Origin of the sequence: Nocardia sp. MDA0666, assembly GCF_003023875.1 — a bacterium.
Taxonomy (GTDB): Bacteria; Actinomycetota; Actinomycetes; order Mycobacteriales; family Mycobacteriaceae; genus Nocardia; species Nocardia aobensis.
The window spans coordinates 623,988-646,009 of sequence record NZ_PYHT01000001.1; the positions used below are offsets into that span (position 1 = coordinate 623,988).

Annotated in this window: 13 protein-coding genes; 8 read left to right on the plus strand and 5 right to left on the minus strand. The window is 68.2% G+C overall.

From position 1 onward, the window contains the following. Positions 1 to 92 precede the first annotated feature (92 nt). Genes C8258_RS03075 through C8258_RS03090 form a run of 4 tightly spaced genes read right to left on the minus strand, consistent with a single transcriptional unit; the run spans position 93 to position 10,163 of the window. Positions 93 to 1,553 (minus strand): MFS transporter, encoded by a 1,461-nt coding sequence (locus C8258_RS03075; RefSeq protein WP_106953739.1) that lies wholly within the window; start codon positions 1,551 to 1,553, stop codon positions 93 to 95. Continuing rightward, positions 1,550 to 2,251, minus strand: coding sequence for a hypothetical protein (locus tag C8258_RS03080; protein ID WP_233224838.1), 702 nt, complete (start codon positions 2,249 to 2,251; stop codon positions 1,550 to 1,552). Before C8258_RS03080 ends, C8258_RS03075 begins: the two co-directional genes overlap by 4 nt. A gap of 15 nt (positions 2,252 to 2,266) precedes the next feature. After that, on the minus strand, positions 2,267 to 3,688 hold the full coding sequence (locus C8258_RS03085; protein WP_233224839.1) for a condensation domain-containing protein: 1,422 nt from the start codon (positions 3,686 to 3,688) through the stop codon (positions 2,267 to 2,269). Between the two features lie 31 nt (positions 3,689 to 3,719). Next, positions 3,720 to 10,163, minus strand: a complete 6,444-nt coding sequence (locus C8258_RS03090; protein ID WP_106953741.1) for a type I polyketide synthase — start codon at positions 10,161 to 10,163, stop codon at positions 3,720 to 3,722. A 545-nt stretch (positions 10,164 to 10,708) separates the two neighbouring features. On the opposite strand from C8258_RS03090, the gene C8258_RS03095 reads away from it, so the two are divergent. The 7 genes from C8258_RS03095 to C8258_RS03120 all read left to right on the plus strand — a co-directional run bounded on the left by C8258_RS03095 (position 10,709) and on the right by C8258_RS03120 (position 18,590). Next, the gene (locus C8258_RS03095; protein WP_106953742.1) at positions 10,709 to 12,940 is read left to right on the plus strand and encodes an MMPL family transporter; all 2,232 of its coding nucleotides are present in this window, start codon (positions 10,709 to 10,711) and stop codon (positions 12,938 to 12,940) included. 94 nt (positions 12,941 to 13,034) lie between these two features. Further along, positions 13,035 to 13,745, plus strand: coding sequence for an HAD family hydrolase (locus C8258_RS03100; protein ID WP_106953743.1), 711 nt, complete (start codon positions 13,035 to 13,037; stop codon positions 13,743 to 13,745). Between the two features lie 178 nt (positions 13,746 to 13,923). Continuing rightward, the gene (locus C8258_RS03105; RefSeq protein WP_106953744.1) at positions 13,924 to 14,871 is read left to right on the plus strand and encodes a helix-turn-helix domain-containing protein; all 948 of its coding nucleotides are present in this window, start codon (positions 13,924 to 13,926) and stop codon (positions 14,869 to 14,871) included. A 111-nt stretch (positions 14,872 to 14,982) separates the two neighbouring features. After that, complete coding sequence (locus C8258_RS03110) at positions 14,983 to 15,681, plus strand: PAS and ANTAR domain-containing protein (protein ID WP_369974692.1); 699 nt, start codon at positions 14,983 to 14,985, stop codon at positions 15,679 to 15,681. Between the two features lie 66 nt (positions 15,682 to 15,747). Then, positions 15,748 to 15,912 (plus strand): hypothetical protein, encoded by a 165-nt coding sequence (locus tag C8258_RS32485; protein WP_158271201.1) that lies wholly within the window; start codon positions 15,748 to 15,750, stop codon positions 15,910 to 15,912. A 56-nt stretch (positions 15,913 to 15,968) separates the two neighbouring features. Then, positions 15,969 to 16,646 (plus strand): ATP-binding cassette domain-containing protein, encoded by a 678-nt coding sequence (locus C8258_RS03115; RefSeq protein WP_106953746.1) that lies wholly within the window; start codon positions 15,969 to 15,971, stop codon positions 16,644 to 16,646. Between the two features lie 3 nt (positions 16,647 to 16,649). Beyond that, positions 16,650 to 18,590: a YhgE/Pip family protein gene (locus tag C8258_RS03120; RefSeq protein ID WP_106953747.1), complete on the plus strand. Its 1,941-nt coding sequence runs from the start codon at positions 16,650 to 16,652 to the stop codon at positions 18,588 to 18,590. Here C8258_RS03120 and C8258_RS03125 read toward each other — a convergent pair whose 3' ends face one another. Next, positions 18,591 to 20,900: an MFS transporter gene (locus C8258_RS03125; protein WP_106953748.1), complete on the minus strand. Its 2,310-nt coding sequence runs from the start codon at positions 20,898 to 20,900 to the stop codon at positions 18,591 to 18,593. Between the two features lie 206 nt (positions 20,901 to 21,106). Here C8258_RS03125 and C8258_RS03130 point away from each other — a divergent pair, with 206 nt between their 5' ends. Beyond that, positions 21,107 to 22,006 (plus strand): phosphotransferase family protein, encoded by a 900-nt coding sequence (locus tag C8258_RS03130; RefSeq protein ID WP_146161144.1) that lies wholly within the window; start codon positions 21,107 to 21,109, stop codon positions 22,004 to 22,006. The last annotated feature ends 16 nt before the right edge of the window (positions 22,007 to 22,022 follow it).

Sequence of the window (22,022 nt, forward strand, 5' to 3'; positions counted from 1 at the left end):
AACAAAAGGCAACTACCGCAAGACTCCGTTCGAGCCGACAGCACGGTGTGCCGCCGGATACCGAATGGCAGCCGCCACACACGCCACGAACTTCAGTTGTGCTGCGCTCGCGGCAAAGCCAACGTCAGCGCCCCCAATCCGAACGACACCACGGCCAGCGCCACCATCATGGTGAGCGCGCCGTCGAGGGTGTGGGAGCGGAAGAACAGGGTGGTCAGAACCGCCAAACCCAGTGCGTTGCCTATCTGTTCGATGGTCGGGACCACACCGGACGTCTCCGACATATGGTCGGCGTTCAGGCCCGACAGCATGATCGGCTGGATTTGGACTGCGAAGATTCCCACTCCGAAGCCGGCTGCGCAGACGGCGGGGGCGGCGATGAGGGGATTGGCGATGCCGCTGGTCAGGTGGAGGTAGATGGCGCCGCCGCCCATGCAGCCGCCGTAGAGGGTGACGCCCGCGGCCAGGATCAGGATTCCCCACTGGCGGACCAGGAACAGCGAGGCGATCGCGCCGGCACCGGCGCCCAGAGCGAACAGCGTCATGACGATCGCGGTGTGCCACGGCGTGTAACCGAGGACGTCCTGCATGGTGATGGACGCGGCGAAGACGAACGCGGTGAACAGGCCGAAGAAGAGGCAGACCAGGATGGAGCCGATGCGGAAGCCCCTGTCGGAGAACAGATCCAGCCGCATCAAAGGGCTGTCTCCGCGGGACGAACGCCTGATCTGATGGACCGCGAACAGGGCGCACACCACCACTCCGGCCAGGCCGAGGGCGATCGGCTGGGCTTGCCAGCCGTGTTGCTGGACCAAGGCCAGGGCATACACGACCAGGAGTAGGCCGACTCCGGACAGCGCCGCGCCGCCCAGGTCGAGGCGGTCGGGCGACGGCGGGCGGCCTATGCGCAGGTATCGCCAGGCGAGTGCGAAGGCGACCATGCCGATGGGAAGGTTGATCAAAAAGACCGTGCGCCAACCCCAGCCGCCGATGTCGAGGGTCAGCAGGGCGCCGCCGAGGATGGGGCCGAGCATGCCGGCGAAACCGGCTACGCCGCCGTACATGGCGAAGACCAGGGAGTGGCGTTCACGAGGGAAGCTGGCGATCAGAATGGCGATGGTTTGGGCCGCCATGCCCGCACCCGCCGCGCCCTGGACCACCCGGGCCACTACCAATTCGGTGGCACCCGTGCACAATCCGCACCAGACCGATGCTGCCGTGAACGCCACCACCGACGTGAGGAACATGGCGCGACGACCGGCAACGGCGCCGAGGCGGGCGGCACTGAGCAGCGTGCAGGCGAAGGCGAGGGAATAGCCCGAAATCACCAGCAGTTCCGCCGAACGGGAAGCGCCGAGGTCGGAGGTCATTCTCGGCAGGGCTGTGTTCACGATCGTCACATCGATCATCTGCATGAACACCGCGATCAAACAGCCGGCGAAGGCCAGCCATGCCGCCAATTCCGAGGGGGACGACTCGCCGACAACCACGTGCCCCTCGACCACTGCCCCATCGCCGCGCACGGCCTGTCCGCTCCCGGTTCCACCCGTCATCCGGCCAACTCGATCACGCTGCGCGGCGCCGACAACGCCAGTTCGGTCGGGAAGCTCAAGCGCACCAGCCGATGTGGTGGTTGCACCTCGATATGGGCCACGAACGGGGGCAGCAATCCTCCGATCATCTTGTCCAGCAACATGTTCACCTGCCCGAAGCTCGGCCGCAGGCGCACCTGGCGGCATTCGATCTCGCCCGCGCCGGCTACCACCACCGTGCGTTTGTCCACGCGGGCGACCAGGGGCCAATGAACGGAGAACGCCAGCCACGTATCGATCGACTGCGCCGCCCCCTCGGTGAGGTCGAGCCCGCGCAGCAGGGTCATTCCACCGACGATCGGCATGATGTCGGTCGGGAACGGGGCGGGTGCGCCGCCGATCGGGAGGTGGACGGTGTCGATGAAATGCGCTTCCTCGCGGGAGACGACCACACCGCGGGAACGGGTTTCGGCGCGGTAGTCCTCGGCGCGCAGGAATCCGTCGACCCGGCCGAAGCGCTGATCGATGGTCAGTTCCAGTTCGCCGTCGCCGCTCGATGCCTCGAGCAGCGTCCGGTAGCCGCCGTTCTCGTGGGTGACGACGCTGGTCAGCTCGAAACCCGAACTGCGGCCGTCGATTCCGACCGTGTACCGGCATTTTTCACCGTCGGGTATGCCGGGGTCGCGAAAGAGCATGGGCACGGGGCCTTCCGACACCACGAAACCTCCTGTAGTTCAGTTCGTTTCCGCGCCGGGATCGATGATCGACGCGAAAACCGTGCGCATCGCCGCGATGTAGCGCTCGACCGAGTCGTGGGCGACCGCGGTGTCGGGGTAGATGACACTCAGCGTCGTCCCCGACGGCAGCCGGTTGACCCAGATCAGCGCCTCCTCCGACGCCGCGCGGTTGGCGTAGACGCCGGCCGTCACCTCGTCGAAGAATTCGTGGCCGAGGAAGTCGCGGGCGTCGATGAACGAGATCATCGGTGTGACCCAGCCGGGTTCGGCCTTGATCTCCGAGTCCGCGGGCAGCAGTTCCAGCACCCGATGGAACGAGGTGGGCGCCAGGCGGAGCCCGTTCTCGTAGGCGCGCTGGGCCAGTTTCAGGGTACGGGTGATGGGGGTGCCGGGGCCGAGCGGGAAGGCCACCGGCACCAGTGTCACGTACCAGCCGACCGAATTACCCTCCGCCGCAGAGGTTCTGGTACTCACCGGCGTCATTCCGAAGTAGTAGTCGGAATCGGTGAGATCGCGTTCGGCCAGGGCCGCGGCAGCGAAGACTCCGCCCACGAATTCCGCGTCGTTGGCCCGGCAGATCTCCTCGAAGGACGATGCCTGATGTTCATCGAGGAGGGTGACCGTGCGGTGGGCGCTGCGGTTGTAGCCGTCGGAGCGTTTGCCGAGATCCAGCGGAAACGACGGCAGCCGATTGTCGTTGCCGCGCAACAACTGTAACCACTTCTGCACGCCCGGCGACGACAGCGTCAGCAGATCGCTGTAGGCACGCTCGGCGACGCAGTAGTCCAGATAGCTGGCCGCCGGTGGCAGCGGTTCGGCCTCGCCGCTCAGTTCGGACAGATACAGCTGCGCGAAGTCGGACGCGGACAGGTACTGCCCGAGACCGTCGGTGTGCAGGTGGTCGACGGCGAGGTAGACCGTGGTCGCATCACCGTGTTCGATGGCGCCGAAGGTGAAGCAATCCCACTGGAACGGGTCGGGAGTCGTCTTCTCGACGTGCTGCCGGATCGCGGCCGGATCATCGATCCACCCGTAGTCGACCGGAATGAAGTCCACCACGTCCTCGGGCACCAGATGCCGCCGCACGGTGCCGTCGGCGCCGATGTCGAACCAGGTCCGGAAGGTGTCGTGACGCAACAGGAACGTGTTGACGATCCGCGTCATCGCCTCCCGGTCCAGGCCACCGGTCGGGATCCGTGCGGTGGCCAGGCACAGTCCGGAGAACCGGAAGTCGGCGGCGGCGTGCCGATCCGCTTGGCGCAGATACTGTTCCTGTTGCAGCGACGGTGGCGCCGGATGGACCGGGGCGGCCCGGGCCCGCGCCACCGCTTCCGGTGACGCGCCCCAGGTGACCATCCGCCCCGGCGGCGGTGACCATTCGTCGATGAGTCCGAAATCGACCACGGTTACACTACTCACTTCCACCGGCAGGTAGCGAAAAGCTTGGCCATCAGCTGACCCCCGCCATCTCCGCGACCGCACCGGCCGGCGCGTCGTGACCGTTCGACTCGGCCGCGGGCTGGGAACCGTTCGCCACGGCACCGTCCACCGCCGCGGCCAGGGCCGCCGGATCCGGTTGGGCACCACCGGGTTCGTGCGCCAGGATCAGTTCGGCGACCTTCGGCCCGGCCTGTTCCAGGCTGAACGAGCGGCCCATCTGCAGCGACATCAGGTCGATGCCGAGCGTCTTGGTGACCCGGGCGCCGAGTTCGACCGCCATCAGCGAATCCAGGCCCAGTTCCGGCACCGGGATCGTCATATCGATGGTGTCGACGTCCACGCCCATGACAACGGCCAGTTCGCCGGCCATCAGCCGCGCGATATGCGGTCCGCGCTTGGATTCCTCCATCGCGGCCAGCTCCTCGCGCAGCCGGGCCAGCTCGGAGGTGTCCTTCGCCGAGGCCCGGGCCAGTGCGGCGGTGCGACCGGTGCGAGCCAGCTGCGGGAAGGTTCCGGTGAGCTTGGCCCAGTCGGTCGGGATGACGGCGACCCGCGTCGCGCCCAGGCGCAGGGTCTGCTCCAGGTAGGCGGTGGCGTCGCCCATATCGATCGGGCCGAATCCGACCAGGTCGAGATATTTCTCGGAGGTCTCGTTCGCCGCCATACCGCCGGCACCGGAGAGGTGACCCCAGCCGACGCACAACGCCCGCTCCCCCGCGGCCGCCCAGCGCAGCGCCAGCGATTCGACCGCGACATTGGCCGCGCAGTAACTGTATTGGCCGTAGATGCCGTACATCGAGCCGCCCGAGGAGCACAGCACGAACATGTCGAGGTCGATGCCCGCCTCGGCGACGGCCCGGTGCACGATCTGCGCGCCCAGCACCTTCGGCAGATAGACCTGTTCGAGCTGGCCGAGTTCCATCTTGGCGAGGTTGTTGTCCGCGACCGCGCCCGCGGCGTGGAACACCCCGCGCAGCGGATGGTCCGCGGTGTGGATGCGGGCGACGGCATCGGCGACCGCGCCGGGGTCGGTCACGTCGAGCAGTTCCTCGACGATCTCGATGCCGATCGCGCGCCACGCCTCGAGCTGACGACGCGCCTCCTCCGTGGTCGCACCCCGCCGCCCGGCCAGCACCAGCCGTCGCGCACCGCGCAAGGTCAGCCACCGGCCGATCGCCAGACCGAAACCACCGAACCCGCCGGTGATCAGATACGTTGCGGTATCGCTGATTTCGACATCGGGCAGATACGGGCGCACCGGCGGTTCGGGTGCGTCCATGCGCAGCGCGATACGCGCCGGCCGCGACGAGCGCAGCGTCTCCTCGAACGCCTTGCTCACCTCGGCGGTGTCGAACATGTGGTACGGCAGGGGGCGGTAGGTGCCCTCGGTGACCTTCTCGAACACTCGTTGCAGCAGCGCCGCGAGCCGTTGTGGCTTCACCTTGACGAGGCGGTCCAGATCCATCGAGAAGTACGACAGGTTCTTGTCGAAGTTGGCCAGTTCCAGCAGGCCGCCGGTGTAGATGTCGGCCTTGCCCACCTCGACGATGCGGCCGAATTCGGCTGCGGCATTGAAGTTCTGGCGCAGGATCTCACCGGGTGCGCTGCTGACGATCACATCCGCGCCCGCGCCGCCGGTGATCGCGGCGACCTCGTCGACGAAGTTCAGCGAGCGTGAGTTCACCGCGTAGTCCGCGCCCATCGCCAGCACGTGCGCGCGCCGTTCCGGGGTGCTCGCGGTGCCGATGATGGTGGCGCCGCGAGCCTTGGCGACCTGGATGGCGGCGGTGCCGACACCACCGGCCGCACCGTGCACGAGCACCGTCTCCCCCGGTTCCAGCCGGGCCAGATCCAGCAGGGCGTATTCGGCGGTGCCGAAGGCGATGATGCTGGTGCAGTGCCCGGGATCGGTGCCCTCGGGCAGGACGACCGCGAGTTGCCGGTCCACGACAGCGAAGCGGCGCATCATGCCCTTGGCGGCCACACCGACCAGATCGCCCTCGTTCACGCCCTCCACGCCCGGGCCGATCCGCACCACGGTGCCGACGCCCTCCATACCGGGCACGGTGCCGAAATACGTCGGTGCGAGCTCACGTTCGCCGAGCAGCCCGATGACCTTCAGCGGATCCTTGTAGTTCAATCCGATGACCTGCATGCGGATCTCGATCTCGCCGGGGCCCGGTGCCACCCGCGGACATTCCCGCCACGCCAGAGCCGACAGCAGCCGGGTACGTGGCATGTCGAGTTCGAAGTTGGCCTCCGGATCGGTCAGCGGCGCCGAGGTTTCCAAGGCTTCCAGGCGCTCGGGCAGCGGTTTGGTGATCACCGTCGCCCAGCGTTTACCGTCGCGCAGCAGCACCTCGTCGCTGTTGTCGAGGGAGAAGGCGCCGGGCACCGCCAGCTCCGCCACGAGATCGGCGATCGGGGTGTCGGGTTCGACGTCGACGAGCCGCCATCGCAGGGCGGTCTGCTCGTTGAGCAGCACGCGCCGGGCGCCGGCCAGCGCGGCCTGTCCGGTATCGGGAGCGACGGGACTGCCGGGCAGGGCGAAGGCCGATTCGGTGACCAGGGTGCAGTGCACGAGGCCGTCACCGAAAATCGTTTGCGGCGTGCCGTTTTCGCTGGGCGGTTCGACGAAGTCGGCGATCGCCACCGCGATGCGCTTGAGCGTCCACAGGTCGGCCACGTCGTCGGCGACCGCACCGGCCACCACACAGATGTGCAACCGCCGAGCCGGTTCGTCGCGGGCCGCGCGCAACTGCTCGACGAGCTCGGACTCCAGTTCGGGCCCGGTCGAATCCACCACGTGCAGACGGGAATCCGCCAGCGCGGCCACCAACCGGTCGGCCCGGTCGGTCTCGCCCAGGCGGACCACCACGGTACTCACCGAGCCGGCCTCGGCCAGCGCGGCCGGGTCGATCGGATCGCGTTCCTCGAAGGTCTCGGCGTAATAGAAGTCGGCCATCCGGTGCAGCGGATCGTCGCCGGGCCGCAGCGCGCCGATCTGCAGGCCGGACAGGCGGACGACCAATTTGTGGTCGGCGTCGAGCAGATCCACATCGGCACGCAGCCGAGCGTCCGGATCGCGCCGGGCGACCACCGTCACCGTCTCGGGCAGCGCCGCGAGCAACCGCACCGCACCGACGCCGACCGGAACCATCACGCCCTCGTCGATGCGTTCGTCGGCGAACAACATGGCCGCACACTGCATGGCGGCGTCCACGACCGCCGGATGCGCCAGATGACCGGAATCCGCCGCGATTGCGCCGTCGACGGTCGCCACCACCACATCGCGGCCGACGCGCACCGAGGTGACCCGCCGGAACGACGGCCCGTACTGCAGTCCGGCCGCGGCCAGGCCGGTGTAGAACATCGCGGGATCGACGTCGATGCCGACCTCGATCTCCGGAACGGCGACCGTGGTCTGCTCGTGGCTGCCGGTGAGGGTGCGCCCGGAGGCGTGCACCGTCCACGCGGTGCCGGTGGCACTGCGGGACCTGATCAGGAACCGGCCGCTGGCCTCCTCGATACTCAGCGCGACCAGCGGTACGTCCGGGGCGCCCATGATGAGCGGCGCGACGAACCGAACTCCTTCCAGCGCAACCTGTTCCGAGCCGATCCGCGACTTGGTGGCACTCAGCGCCGCGTCCAGATACGCGGCGCCGGGCATGATCTTGATGCCGTTGACCACGTGATCCGACAGCCACGGCAGCAATTCGGTGCCGACCTGCAGCAGCCATTCCGGCCGGCCTTCGACATCGGGATCGCCGAGCATGGCGTAGCCACCGGGCGTGCCGAGCCGGGCCTGTTCGAACAGCGGCAGCGCGGAGTGCAGGCGGGTGCGCTGCCACGGGTAGCGCGGCAGCGGCAGGTGCGGGGTGGCCGGGCGATCGGGCGGGAACAGCAGATCGCGGTCGAGGACGCCCGCGGCGTGCAGGCCGATCAGGGTGCGGCGTAGACTGTCGGCGTCGGATTGTTCGCGGTCCAGCGTCGGCACCGTCGTCCCCTGCACATCGGCGCCGAGCAGGGCTTCGCGAATATTGCCCGAGAGCACCGGATGCGGACCGATCTCGAGGAAGATCCGGTGACCCGCGCCGATCAGGGCGCCGACGCCATCGAAGAACCGGACCGGCCGCCGAACGTTCGACCACCAGTAGGACGCGTCCCAATCGGCCTCGGAGACCCGCATACCGGTCACCGTCGAATACAGCGGCACGGTCGGGGTCCGCGGCGCGAGATCGGCCAGCACCGAACGCAATTCGGCTTCGATCGGTTCCATCAGGCGACTGTGGTAAGGCACCTCGACGCGCAGACGGCGAGCGAAAACGCCCTCCTCGGTGAGCTTTTCGGCCAGCAGGTCCAGCCGTCCGACATCGCCGGAGAGGGTGACCGCGCTGGGGCTGTTGACCGCGGCGATATCGATACCCGGGTCGTCGCCGATCAGTTCGAGGGCCTTGTCCTTCGGCAGTCCCACCGCGAGCATGCCGCCGGTGCCGGCGGTGGTCGCCTGCAGGCGGGCGCGATGGTAGGCCACGCGGACGGCGTCGCGCAGCGACAGCATGCCGCTCACATATGCCGCCGACACCTCGCCCACGCTGTGGCCCACGATGGCGGCCGGGGTGATGCCGTACTGCTCGAGCTCGCGCACGAGGCCGACCTGGACGAGGAAGTTCGCCGGTTGCGCGACTTCGGTACTGGTGACCCGGGATTCGCCCTCCGGCTTGCGCAATTCGTCGACGATCGACCAGCCCGCCAGGGCCTGGAACTCGGCATCGATCTCGGCCGCGGTGTCGGCGAACACGCCACCGGCGGCGAGCAGTTCCCGCCCCATCCGCCAGTGCTGGGGGCCCATTCCGGAGAACACGAACACCGGTTCGGGCGCACGCGAGACGATGGTGCGCGAGGCATCGCGCCCCTCGCCCGCCGCGTAGCCGCGCAGCTCCCGCACCAGCTCCTCGGTGGAGTCACCGATCAGCACGCCGGTGCGGAACGCGTGGTGCGCCATCCGCGTCCAGGCCGCCTCGGCGAGATGATCGGGGTCGGCCCCCGCGGTGATCAGATCGGCGAATCGTCCGGCCAGCGCGCGGGCCGCGGCGGTGCTGCGAGCCGAGATGGGCAGAATGCCGAGATGCCGGTGCGATCCTGCTGACGCCGGTGCGGGACCGACATACTCCTGCAGAATCGCGTGCGCGTTGGTTCCGCCGTAGCCGAAACCGTTGACCGCCACCGACATCGGGCCGGCGTCGGCGGGCAGCGGTTGCGCCTCGGTCTGCACGTGCAGGCCGAGTTCCTCGAAGGGGATGTCGGGATTCTGCTTGTCCAGCCAGCCCTGCGGGGGCAGGGTGCGGTGTTTGATGGCGAGCGCGGCCTTGATCACGCTGGCGACTCCGGCGGCGGCCTCGGTGTGGCCGATCGTCGCCTTCACCGACCCCACGCCGACCGATTCGGTGCGTCCGGTGGGGGCACCGAAAACCTTTCCGAGCGCGCGCAATTCGACCGGGTCGCCGACGAGGGTTCCGGTGCCGTGCGCCTCGAGATAGGTGATCGACTGCGGCGCCAGGCCCGAACGTTCGCAGACGGTGCGGGCCAGCGCCTCCTGGGAATCGACATTCGGCACCGTGATGGCGGTGGTGCGCCCGTCCTGATTCGAGCCGGTGGCCTTGACCACCGCGTAGATGCGGTCGCCGTCACGCACGGCGTCGTCGAGCTTCTTCAGCACCACCATGCCGGCGCCCTCGCCACGGCCGTATCCGTCGGCGGAGGCGTCGAAGGATTTGCAGCGGCCGTCGGCGGCGAGGAACCCGCCCTTGCACATCAGCACGAAGGTTTCCGGCTGCAGCATCACGTTCACGCCGCCCGCCAGGGCCACCCGGCAGTCGTCGTTGTCCAGGGCCTGGCAGGCCAGATGGAACGCGACCAGCGACGACGAACACGCGGTGTCGACGGTGAGCGCGGGCCCGACCAGATTGAGCGCGTACGCGATTCGATTCGACAGCATCGTGTAGGACGCGCTCGCCGGGGTGTGCATATCGGTGTGGAACAGCGCCGGCCCGACCACGCCGATCACGGACTGGTCGACCACGAATCCGCCGACGTACACACCGACCGAGGAACCGGCCGCACGCCCGGCCATCCCGGCGTCGTCGAGCGCCTCCCACGTCACCTCCAGCATGAGGCGTTGCTGCGGGTCGAGCACCGTCGCCTCACGCGGGGAGATCCCGAAGAAGTCGGGGTCGAACTGCCACGGGTCGGCGGTCATGAAGGCGCCGCGCTTGGTGTAGCTGCGGCCCGGGGTGCGGGGCTCGGGGTCGTAGTACCTGCGGTAGTCCCATCGATCCGCCGGCATCTCGACCACGCCGTCGCGCTTGTCGACCACGAAGTCCCAGAATGTCTCGGGCGAGTCGATTCCGCCCGCGAATCGACAGCCGATACCCACAATTGCAATATCCGACACGAATATCCTCCGGTCTCGCGTTCAGAGGCCACCGGCTGATCTCGGCGACTCACTCGTCTCTCTGCGGTCCTGGGCATGTGACCGATGGCGCCCACGCTATTGACCGTGATCGGAGATGGAAGAGATTCACCCCACTTTTGGACCCTCCAACCAACCGCGCGCGACGGTTTTGTGAACCCACCCAGCCGCCGCAGCGATATGTTCCACGCCGACCGATCGGTCTCTGAAATCGTTAGGACGCAACGCTATTCGATACAGTCCACGGCGTTTCCACCCGGTGCGGCGCCGGGCTTTGCTCACCGCTCACAAGACTTCCGCGCCGCGATTATGATCCGTCGGAAAATTGCTGTACGCCGACCGAATTCGCGCGTAAAGCGTCCTATCTTTCCTCGAACGCTCATTTTCTCGAGGCAGCTGCCTGCTGTCCCCACGACAACGCGGCGGTTAATTTCCGGAAATTCCGCCGAAACCGCAGGCCCGGTCTCGCGACGAGCGTCGCGAAACGACAGCCGAACCGATCCGCGCAAACAGTTGGGAGCCGGCACTTGTCCGCCGAATCGAATCACTGGGCCGATCTCGTGCTGCGCCGGCGGTTCACGGTGATCGGTGTGCTGGTGGCCGGACTGCTCGCCCTCGGCTGGTACGGGCTCGGCCTCGGCGAACATCTGAGCTCCAGCGGCTGGGACGATCCGTCCTCGGAATCGGTGCGAGCCGCGCACGTGCACGAGGAGATCTTCGGGCGCGACCACAGTGCCGATGTGGTCGTGCTGTATCACGCCCCGCCCGGCACGACGATCGACGATCCGGCCTTCGCCGCGCCGATCGTGGCGAGCCTGGACAGTCTGCCGAAGCGGTTCCCGCAGCAGATCGATCGGGTGAACGCCGCATATTGGCCCACCGCAACGGGTGTGGCGCTTCCGGATATGTTCGGCTCCGCGGACCGTGAGCACGCCTTCGCCTCCATCGCCATCCACGGCGACAACCCCACCGAGCAGATGCGCAACTTCCGAGCCGTCGCGCACGCCTTCGACGTTCCCGGCGTGAATATGGAGGTGGCCGGCGGGCAGGCAGTGGCCGGCGCGCTGAACGACACCATGGCCCACGATCAGCAGCGCATGGAGCTGTTCGCGATTCCCGCGGTGGCGGTGCTGCTGTTCTTCCTCTTCGGCGGCGTGGTGGCCGCGGCGCTGCCGTTGATCGTCGGCGGGCTCACCGTGCTCGGCGCCTGGGGCCTCATCCGGTTGCTCACCACGGTCACCGAGGTCAATTCCTTCGTCTCGCCGGTGGTTTCGATGGTCGGGCTGGGGTTGGCCATCGATTACGGGCTGTTCGTGCTGAGCCGGTTCCGCGACGAACTCGCCGACGGTCGTGACGTCGACGACGCGGTGCGCCGTTCCGTGGCGACCGCGGGCCACACCGTGGTGTTCTCGGCCACCATCGTGGCCGTGGCCGCCGCCGGAATCCTGGTGTTCCCGCAGGGTTTTCTGCGTTCGTTCGCCTACGGCGCCATCATCACCATCTCGCTGGCCGCGTTCACCTCGATCACACTGCTGCCCGCGATGCTGGCGGTGCTCGGCCATCGGGTGGACCGCTTCGGCGTGTCCTGGTTCCGCCGGACCACACCGCCGGGCCGGGTTCCGGACAATCTCTGGGGGCGGATCGCCGACCGCGTCATGAAAAGGCCGCTGTTCGTGGCGGTTTCGGTGGTCATCGGACTGCTGGTGCTGATCGCGCCGATCCGGGACCTGGCCTTCGGCGCCATCAACGAGCGCTTCCTGCCACCGGATCATCCGACGCGACTGGCGCAGCAGCACTTCGACGAGATCTTCCCGCTGCGCCGCATCAACCCGATCGATCTGGTGCTGATCACCTACGATCCCGCCGCAAAGGAGACCGTGCTGGCCGAGGCCGGCCACGCCCCGGGACTCGCGGCGCCCTTCCCCGCCTGGCTGCAACGGCCCGCGCAGTCGAGCGTATTCACCACGCAAACCGTGCTCGCATCCACGGCCGACAAGGATGCGGCGATCGACTACCTGCGCTCGATGCCACTGCCGAAGGGCGCCACCCTGCTCGTCGGCGGTCAGCCCGCCATCGAGAAGGACAGTATCGACGCACTCGTGGACCGGATACCGCTGGTGGTCGCCCTCGTCTTCCTCGCCACCACCGCCCTGATGGCATGGAGTTTCCGCTCACTGGTGCTGCCGTTGAAGGCGGGCGCGTTGAACCTGCTCGGGCTCGGGTCCACGGTCGGCATCCTCACCTGGATCTTCATCGACGGGCACGGCGCCGGACCGCTCGGCTTCACCCCGCAGCCGATCATGGCGCTGGTGCTGGTGGTGATCGTGTCGGTGATCTACGGGCTGTCCACCGACTACGAGATATTCCTGCTCTCGCGCATGGTCGAGGCGCGGGCCGCGGGCGCGTCCACCCGCGAGGCGATTCGCGCCGGCGTCGCCCACACCGGGCGCATCATCACCGCCGCCGCGCTGATCCTGCTGGTCGTCACCGGCGCATTCGCGCTGTCGGATCTGGTGATGATGCAGTACATCGCGTTCGGCATGGTCGCCGCCCTGCTCATCGACGCGACGATTCTGCGGGTGCTGCTGGTTCCGGCGACGATGCGCCTGCTCGGGGATGCCTGCTGGTGGGCACCGCGCTGGTTGCGTCGCGATCCGGCGGGCGCGACCGAGAGCAACGAAACCCGCGCCGCGGCAATTCTTTTCGACGAGCCGGACCGCGCGCCTTCCGAGCCCGCGCCGGTGGTGAGCAACCGGTGAGGGCGAAAGTAGTCCCGTGACCATCTGACGGCTGCGGCGGGGATGTCCGCCGCCGCGGCGGCATCACGCTGGGTACAGTGGCATCTGCTCTCGAATGGCTCGTCACGCAGGCTGGTACAGGAGAGAAGGAGATGCCGTGCCCGAACCCGCAGCCGTCCTCTTCGACATCGACGGCACGCTCGTCGACTCCAACTATCTGCATGCCGTGACCTGGCATCGAGCTTTCCGCGACGTCGACGCCGATGTGCCGACCTGGCGGATCCACCGCAGCATCGGCATGGACGGCGACGAACTGCTGCGCACCCTCGCCCCCGATCTCGCCAGCGAGACCGCCGATACCGCCAGCGACCTGCACAGCCGCTACTACCTCGAGCGCGCCGGTGAACTGACCCTGCTGCCCGGCGCCCGCGAGATCCTGCGCCATCTGCACGAGGCGGGCCTGCGCGTCGTCCTCGCCACGTCGGCGCCGCCGGACGAATTGGCCCGGCTGCGCGACCTGCTCGACAGCGAGTCGGTGTTGTACGCGGTGACCGGCGCCGAAGACGTGGAGACGGCCAAACCCGATCCGACCATCGTCCGGGTGGCCCTGGACCGGGCCGGTGTCACGGCGCAGCGAGCGGTGTTCGTCGGCGATACGGTCTGGGACATGCGCGCCTGCACCAAGCTCGGCGTGGCGGCGATCGGTGTCCTGAGCGGCGGTATCTCCCGCGGCGAATTGGAGGCCGACGGCGCGGCATTCGTCTGCGACGACGTCGCGCACCTGCGCCGTGACCTGCATCGCAGCCCGCTGGCGTCCCTCCTCTGATCGTTTCCGGGGCGAATTCGTTACCGCCTCGAGAATCACGTCACCGTCGGGTGACACAACGCGCGCCGGGGAAACACTATGGACAAGTAGGCTTTTATGTCCGTACGACGCACCCCGTCATAGGCGAACGTGACCGGGGCGGTGGCGTGGCAGTGGCACAGCGGAGGATCACCGACCGATGACAGTAGAGTTCGACAGCGAGAGCTTGGCTGCCACCGAGCAATTTCTGAATCGGAACTACACGACCATGGAGATCGGCAACGCCACGGAAGTGCCGGTCCGCAGCCGGATCGCGCGCGACATGCTGGGCCCGGTCAGTCTCGACCGGCTCGAACTCGGATTCGATATGAGCTACGACGCCGATCCGCTCAACAAGATCTGCCTGATCGGGGTGGAGGCCGGATGGGTCGAGGAAGAGTACGTCGATGCGGGCAACGACACGTTCGGGCCGGGCGAGATCGGAATTCTGACCCCGCCGGATCTGCCGTACTCCGGTGTCGTCCACCAGGCCAACTTCACCATCACGATGTTCGATCCGTCCCTACTCGGCAGAGTCGCCTCGGCGAATCGGCCCGATACCGGAGAGGTGGCCCTCTCGGGCCATCGCACCGTGACCCCCGAGGCGGGCGATCGGCTCACCGCGGTCATCTCACATATGCAGCAGCTCGCCGCCTCCTATGACGGTGACGTGCCGCCGCTGGTGGCGGCCACGGCGTCGCAATATCTGGCCGCGACCGTACTGCACGCGTTTCCGAACACGGCCGGCCTCGAGCCGACCCCGCTCGATCGCCGGGACGCGCATCCGCTGACCGTGCGCCGCGCGGTGGCCTACATGGAATCGCACATCCACGAGGACATCGCGGTGACCGACATCGCCGCGGCGGCGTATGTCACCGTGCGGGCGCTGCAGATCGCCTTCCGACGGCACCTGGATACGACCCCGACCGCGTACCTGAAGCGCATGCGGCTGCGCGGCGCCCACGAAGATCTGATCGCGGGCAGTGCCGACGACGGCGACAGCGTCGCCACGATCGCCGCCGCGTGGGGTTTCGGCCACCCCGGTCGCTTCGCCGCGCTCTACCGTCGCCACTACGGGCGCTCGCCCGCCATGGCGCTCGCCGGCTGACCGCTGGACCGGCGTTTTTCCCGCGATAGGGCAACCTCAGGACGGAAAACGAACGGTTCAGTCCACTGTGCGTTCGAACAACGGCAGGATGCCTGGCGGCCGAACATAATGATGCTCGTGCATAGAACCGATCCGCTTCGCAACCACGCGACACCCGAGACCATCTCGGACACCGTCCGCGATATCCCCCGCGTGGGGTCGTTCCGGTTCTGGTTCGCCACCCGTCGCTGGGAATGGTCGGAGGAGGTGTACCGCATGCACGGCTACACCCCCGGCGGCGTCGTCCCGACCACGGAACTGCTGCTCGCGCACAAACATCCGGACGACCGCGAGGAGGTCGCCAAGACCATCACCCGAGCGGTCGAGCTGGGCGAATCGTTCTCCAGCCGGCATCGGTTCGTCGATACCGCGGGCAATGTGCACAACGTGATGGTCGTCGCCGATCGCATCTACGACGACGCCGGGCAGGTCGCCGCCACCGCGGGCTTCTACATCGACCTCACCGACACGCTCGCCGAGAACGAACGCGAAATTCTCTCGGCCGCCCTGCCCGACGTGATCGAGAATCGCGCGGTGATCGAACAGGCCAAGGGTGTCCTGATGCGCATGTACCGCATCAACGCCGAACAGGCCTTCAAGGTGCTGGCGTGGCGGTCCCAGGAAACCAACACCAAACTTCGCGACCTGGCCGCGCAGATCATCGAGGAACTTCCCCTGGTCGCGCCGCCTCCGCCGGAGCACATCACCGCTTTCGACCATCTGTTACTCACCGTGCACACCCGCATCCCGGCAGCGAAGACCCCGGACTAGCGGCGCGTTTGCCGACCGGCGGCCCGGGTATTACGCAGCGACCGCCAGCAGACCCGGAGGTGCTCGATGTCCGAACGATTCGACGACCAGAGCCGGCCCGCGAATCCCGAGCGCGAGGACGTCTCGCTGAGCGACTCGCCGGTGACCAACCGCAAGAGCCCGCTCCTGCTCATCGTCACCATGGTCATCGTGCTGATCGTCATCGTGGTGCTGTTCGTGGTGCTGGGCTGAACGGCGGGGATGTCGCTGCGGACGGGGACCGGGGCGCGCGGGTTAGTCTCGCCCCGATGGCTTTCCACGGTGTAGAGATCATCGCGCGCGGCATCACGGCTCGCGGAGCACGGGGATGCGCGTTCGCGGGAGTGTCGGTGGATGTCGCGGCCGGTCAACTGGGTGTGGTGGCCGGGCCCTCGGGATCCGGCCGTACCTCGCTGCTGCTGGCGCTGGCCGGACGGATGCGGTTGGTGGCGGGCAGTGTCGCGGTGGGCGGTTATCGCCTGCCCGCCGACGGCGCGCGGGTGCGGCAACTCGTCGCGGTGGCGCGGGCGGAGCCGGCGGTCGGCCTCGATGACGAACTGCGTGTCGGCGATATCGTCACCGAGCGGACGATGATCGGCGGCCCGCGCATCGGAAGGGCCGCCATCCGCGATGCGCTGACCATGCTCGATGTCGACGCGCCCACGACGGCGACCGTGGCCGAACTGCCGCCGCACGAGCAGACCTTGCTCGCGGTGGCATTGGCGGCCGCCGAACAGCCGGCCGCGATCGTCGTCGACGATGTGGAACGCGGCTGCGGCGACACGGATGTCGAACGGCTGTGGGACGCCTTGCGCATCCTCACCGGACTGGGCTGCACCGTCATCGCGACGACAACCATTCCGCCGCCGTCCCTCGACGATTCCGTCGCGGTGATCGACCTGCCGCACCCGACCGAGCGAGATCAGATCCCCCTTCCGGAGGAGTGAGCGATGACCGCGGTTCGCCTGGCCCTGTTGGAATTTCTCCGCTTCCGGGCACCGATGCGCCGACTGGTCCCGGTCGGGCTGGCGATGATTCCGCTGCTGTACGGGTCGCTGTATCTATGGTCGAACTGGGATCCCTACGGGCGCACCGACCGCATTCCGGTCGCCGTGGTCGACCAGGACCGGCCCGCGGTCGCCAACGGCCAGATGATCGATGCCGGAAAGCAATTCACTCAGCAACTGCAGGCGTCGGGAGCCTTCGCCTGGAATTTCGTCGACGCCGACGAGGCGCTGGACGGTCTGCGGCACGGCCGCTACTACTTCACGATCACCGTGCCGCCGGACTTCAGCCACAAACTGGCCACCGCGCAGAATCCGATCCCCGAACGCGCCACCATGGGAATCACGCTCAACGACGCGAACAACTACATCGTGGGCATCGTCGCGCAAACCGCGAAAACCGAACTGCAGAGCCAGATCGACACCGCCGCGCACGCCGCCTACGCCACCGCCATCTACGGCGATCTGTCCCAGGTGAAACAGCAATTGCAGATCGCCTCGGTCGGCGCGCACAAACTGCTCGACGGGACAGTGCTCGCGCAACAGGGCAGCGCCGCGCTCACCCAGGGCATCACCGCCGCCCAGGCCGGCGCCGGATCGATCACCGAGGGCGTCGGGCAACTCGCCGACGCCGGTACCCGCGCCGATCAGGCGATCACCGCGATCACGAATGCGGGTGTGGCCGCATTGCCCGCCGCGTCGGGCACGGTCGCCAACGCCAGCTCGGCCGCCGCGCAGAGTCTGAGTCTGGTCCGCGACGCCACCGGCATCGTCAGCCGCACCGCCACCCAGGGCTCGACCGCGCTGGACCAATTCGCCGCCGCCCACCCGGAATTCGCGCTCGATCCCCTGCTGAGCACCGCTCGCCGCAACGCGCAGGCCCTTGCCCAGACCGCCACCGCCGCGAACACCACCGCCGACCAGGCCCAGACCTCCGCGCAGCAAGCCGCCCAGCAGGCGAGCGAATTGCAAAGCAGCGCAGGGACGGTCGGCCAGGCCGTCGCCGGGGCCGCCGCACCCCTGCAGGCACTGACGGCGGCCTCGCGCACCATCGGCGGCGGGGCTGCGCAGATCGGCGCCGGGCTCGGCGCGCTCGAGGCGGGCAGCAGGACGCTGCAGACGGGTGCGGATCAGCTCAATTCCGGCGCCGCCGACATCACCCGCGTGGTCGACGGCGCCGTCACCAAGATTCCGGACACCAGCCCCGAGCAGACGGCCAAGGCCGCCGACGTCCTCGGTTCACCCGTCGGCATCACCATGGACAACCTGCATCCCGCCGGTGTGTACGGGCGCGGATTCGCACCGTTCTTCTTCGCGATCGCGCTGTGGGTGGTCGGCCTGCTCGCCTACCTGTTCATCCGCCCGCTCAACCTGCGCGCACTGGCTGGGCGCGTCGGCGCGCTCACGGTCGCCGCGGCCGGATGGCTGCCGGTCGCCCTGATCGCCGCGGCCGGTGGGCTGCTGCTCTACCTCGTCGTACAACTGGGGCTCGGACTCGATCCGCTGCATCCGGTTTGGGTGGGTGGACTGCTGATTCTGGCCGCGGCGGCATTCGTGGCGATCGATCACTTCCTGCGCGTCGCGCTGGGCGCGATCGGTGAGGCATTGTCGTTGGCGCTGTTGATCATTCAGCTCACCGCATGCGGTGGCCTCTATCCGATCGAAACCACCCCGGCCCCGTTCCGGGCCATCCATCCGCTCATCCCGATGACCTATGTCGTCGACGGTCTGCGCGTCGGCATCTCCGGCGGGCTCACCGGCAACCTCGTCCGCGACCTGATCGTGCTGGCCGGATTCCTCGTCCTCTTCCTGGGTGCGACCACACTCGTCGTCCGCAGACAACGAGTGTGGTCGGTGAACCGGCTGCACCCGCAGATCGAGGCCTGATCAGCCGCAGCCCACGGATGCCGATTCGTCGTAGGCGAGCTCCACATCGTGGGTGATCCGGCCCGCGCCGACGGTGACGGTGCTGCTCACCGAGGGATATCCACGCGCCACCACCGTGTAGTGACCGGCCGGCAGGTCCGAGACCACATAGCGGCCGTTGCCGTCGGTGCGGGCGGTGGAGATCCGGTCGCCACTCGCATCCAGGACGGTCACCTCCGCGTTGGCGACCGCCTTGCCGTGCGCCTCCACGGCTCCGGCCAGGGTTGCCATCGGTTCCAGGTCGACGTCGTGGTGCAGCAGTCCGCTGTCGGGGATGGTGAGGGTGACGGCGGTGGGGTGCATCCGGTCGGCGACCACGACGAGAGTGTGGGAGCCCGACGCGACACCGCCGCAGCGGAAGCCGCCGTCGCCGCCGGTGACCGCCGCCCCGATCACCTCCCCGCGCGGATCGGTGAGGGTAACCGTCGCTCCCGCAACGGGTTTCCCGTCGCCGGCGCGGCGGACGGTGCCGGTGAGCTCCCCGGAACTCGGCAGCGTCAGATCGACGGTCTGGGCCACCGCGCCGACGACGACGGTGACGGCGACCGGGCGATGCGCGGCGGCGGAGGCGATCAGTACATAACTGCCGGGCGCCGGGGCGGGGAGGCGGTAGCTACCGTCGGATCCACCCGTGGCGCGCGAAACCTGGTGTCCGCGTTGGTCGATCAGCGTCAATGCCACGTCCGGCACGGACCCGCCGTTCTCCCGCCGGATGCTGCCGCCGATCGCCCGGTCGTCGCCCGCCATATCCACCGCCTGCGGCGCCGACACACCGGCGATTCCGGCGACCACCGCATTACCGTCGTGCGCGGCAACGAGTTCCGGCTCCGAGAGTTCCGGCTGCTCCGCAAGTTCCGATTCCTCCGCGGCGGCCTGCGGCGCGTGCGCGCGCACCGACGGAATGATCAGGGCCGCCAGCGCGGCGAGCACGGACACACCGGCCAGGAACCAGAAGACCCGGGAATACCCGGAATCCGCGGGCAGACCGTGCGCGGTGGCGGCGCCCGAGGTCAGCAGCACCGCCGAGATCGCACTGCCGATCGCACCACCGACGGTGCGGACGTTGGCGTTCATCCCGGTGGCCGCCCCGGTCTGGGCGGGCGGCACCGCGGCGACGATGATGGCCGGCATCGACGAGAAGGCCAGTCCGATACCGATACCCAGCAGTGCACCGGCCAGGTAGATCTCCCAGCCGTGGTCGTGTCCGACCGCGAGCATCACAAACGCCGGAACGGTGATGACGCTGCCGATCAACACGATCGCCTTGGGCCCGATGCGCGCCGCCAGCGGCCCGATCGACAGGCCGATCACGAACATCGCCACCGACAGCGGCAGCATGTACAGCCCGGATTGAGTGATGCTGGCGCTCAGCCCGTAGCCCGCCACCGATTTGGGTGTCTGCAGCAGCTGCGGCAGGAAGGTCATCATCGCGTACATTCCGGCGCCGGTCAGCACGGCCACCAGATTCGTCGTCCACACCGCCGGAATCCGCATCGTGCGCATATCGATCAGCGGGGTGGTCGATTTCAGCTCGACTACGATCCAGGCGGCCGCCGCCACCACGGCCAGCGCGAACAAGCCCAGGGTCAGCGCCGAGCTCCAGCCCCACGACGGGCCCTTGCTCACCGCCAGCAGCAGCGCCACCAGCCAGGCCGACAGCAGAATCGCCGCGCCCCAATTGATATTGCCCGGACTGCGCACCGGCGACTCGGGCACGAATACGATCGCGGCCACTGCGGCGATCGCGGTGATGATCATCGGCACCCAGAACAGCCAGTGGTAGTTCAGATGCTCGACGATCGGGCCCGCGAGCACCAGGCCCAGACCGGATCCGACGGCGATGAGCGAGGAGGCGATACCCACCGCGCCGTGCAGCTTCTTCGCCGGGAACTCGTCGCGAATGATGCCGAACGCCAACGGAATCACGCCGCCGCCGAGGCCCTGGATCACCCGCGCCACGATCATCACCCCGACCGACTCGGTCAGCGCCGCGATCAGCGAGCCGATCGTCAGCGCGACCAGGGTGACGACGAGCATGCGTTCCTTGCCGACCTTGTCGCCGATCCGCCCGAGAATCGGCGTCGCCACCGAGGCCGAGAGCAGATATCCGGTCATCAGCCAGGTCGCGGTGCTCTGTGTGGTGTGCAGGGCCGGAATCAGCAAGGCCAGCACCGGAACGACCATCGACTGCAGCAATGCGTACGCCGAGATGCCGAGCAGCAGCACCGCGAAGACGACGTTGTAGTGCGGGCGGGATTTGACGCGCGCCACGGGTGGTTCCTCCCCACGAGACGGAAGCGGAGTGAATCTCCGGTTAGAACCCTAACAGGGATGTGAGGCAGTCTCCGACCGAGCGAACGTGATCTCAGCCTCAGCAATCGGTAACCAGAAGGTTGCCCGAAACCGCGTCGGGTGGTCCGCCGATCGAGCACAATGAGAGCAAGGACGAGGGATTCGGCAGGAACTCGGGTATGCGCATGACCGCACAGCTGGCTGGAAACGGGAATCTGTCGGTTCTGCGCGCCGCATGTTTGAGTGCCGGCATGGAAGCGGGGGGCGCCCAGGAGGTGCGGTTCGGCGCGGGCACCGATTACCGGTTGCCCAGCGGAGTCGTGGTGCGCATCAGCCACCCGGATCATCGCCCCGAGGCGCGCCGGGAGATCGAGGCCGCGCACTGGCTCACCACATCCGGCGTCGCCACCCTGCACACCCTGCCCAACGTGCGGCAACCGCTCGAGATACAGGGCCGGACGGTGACCTTCTGGCAGGCTCCGCCGCTGTACCACCACGGCGCCGTGGACGATATGGCCGCGGCGCTGCTCCGATTGCACAGCTTGGCGCCGCCGACGACGTTCACCCTCGGCCAGCTGCAGCCGTTTCGCGGAATCGCCGAATTGATCGACACCGCCGATCTGTTCACCGGCGAGGACCGGCGCTGGCTGCACGACCATCTCGCCGAATTGCGCGGGCGCTGGGCGGATCTGCCGTACGGGATGCAGTGGTGCGTCATCCACGGCGAGGCATGGGGCCGCGATTTCGCCGCCACCGTCGACGACGACGTGCTGATGCTGAATCTGGAGAACCTGTCGATCGGCCCGCCGGAATGGGATCTGGTGCCGACCGCGATCGCCTACGCCTCACTGGGCTGGATCACCAGCGCGCAATACGCCCGGTTCTGCGATACCTACCATCTGGACGTCATGCGGTGGCCGGGGTTCTTCCTGCTGCGCGACATCCTCGAGTTCCGGATGACGATGGATGCCGTCCGCGCCGCCGGCACGGACCCGGTGCACCGCGACCAGGCGCGGTGGCGGCTGGCCTGCCTCCGCGGCGACGAAGGCCCGCGGCAGTGGCCGGGCTGGCTTCCCCTGCACTGAAACCGCCTGGACGGCA

Coding starts and splice junctions, on each gene's coding strand:
- C8258_RS03075 (WP_106953739.1), bottom strand. CDS start 1,553: ATGACGGGTGGAACCGGGAGCGGACAGGCCGTGCGCGGCGATGGGGCA.
- C8258_RS03100 (WP_106953743.1), top strand. CDS start 13,035: ATGGCTCGTCACGCAGGCTGGTACAGGAGAGAAGGAGATGCCGTGCCC.
- C8258_RS03105 (WP_106953744.1), top strand. CDS start 13,924: ATGACAGTAGAGTTCGACAGCGAGAGCTTGGCTGCCACCGAGCAATTT.
- C8258_RS03110 (WP_369974692.1), top strand. CDS start 14,983: ATGCTCGTGCATAGAACCGATCCGCTTCGCAACCACGCGACACCCGAG.
- C8258_RS32485 (WP_158271201.1), top strand. CDS start 15,748: ATGTCCGAACGATTCGACGACCAGAGCCGGCCCGCGAATCCCGAGCGC.
- C8258_RS03115 (WP_106953746.1), top strand. CDS start 15,969: ATGGCTTTCCACGGTGTAGAGATCATCGCGCGCGGCATCACGGCTCGC.
- C8258_RS03120 (WP_106953747.1), top strand. CDS start 16,650: ATGACCGCGGTTCGCCTGGCCCTGTTGGAATTTCTCCGCTTCCGGGCA.
- C8258_RS03130 (WP_146161144.1), top strand. CDS start 21,107: ATGACCGCACAGCTGGCTGGAAACGGGAATCTGTCGGTTCTGCGCGCC.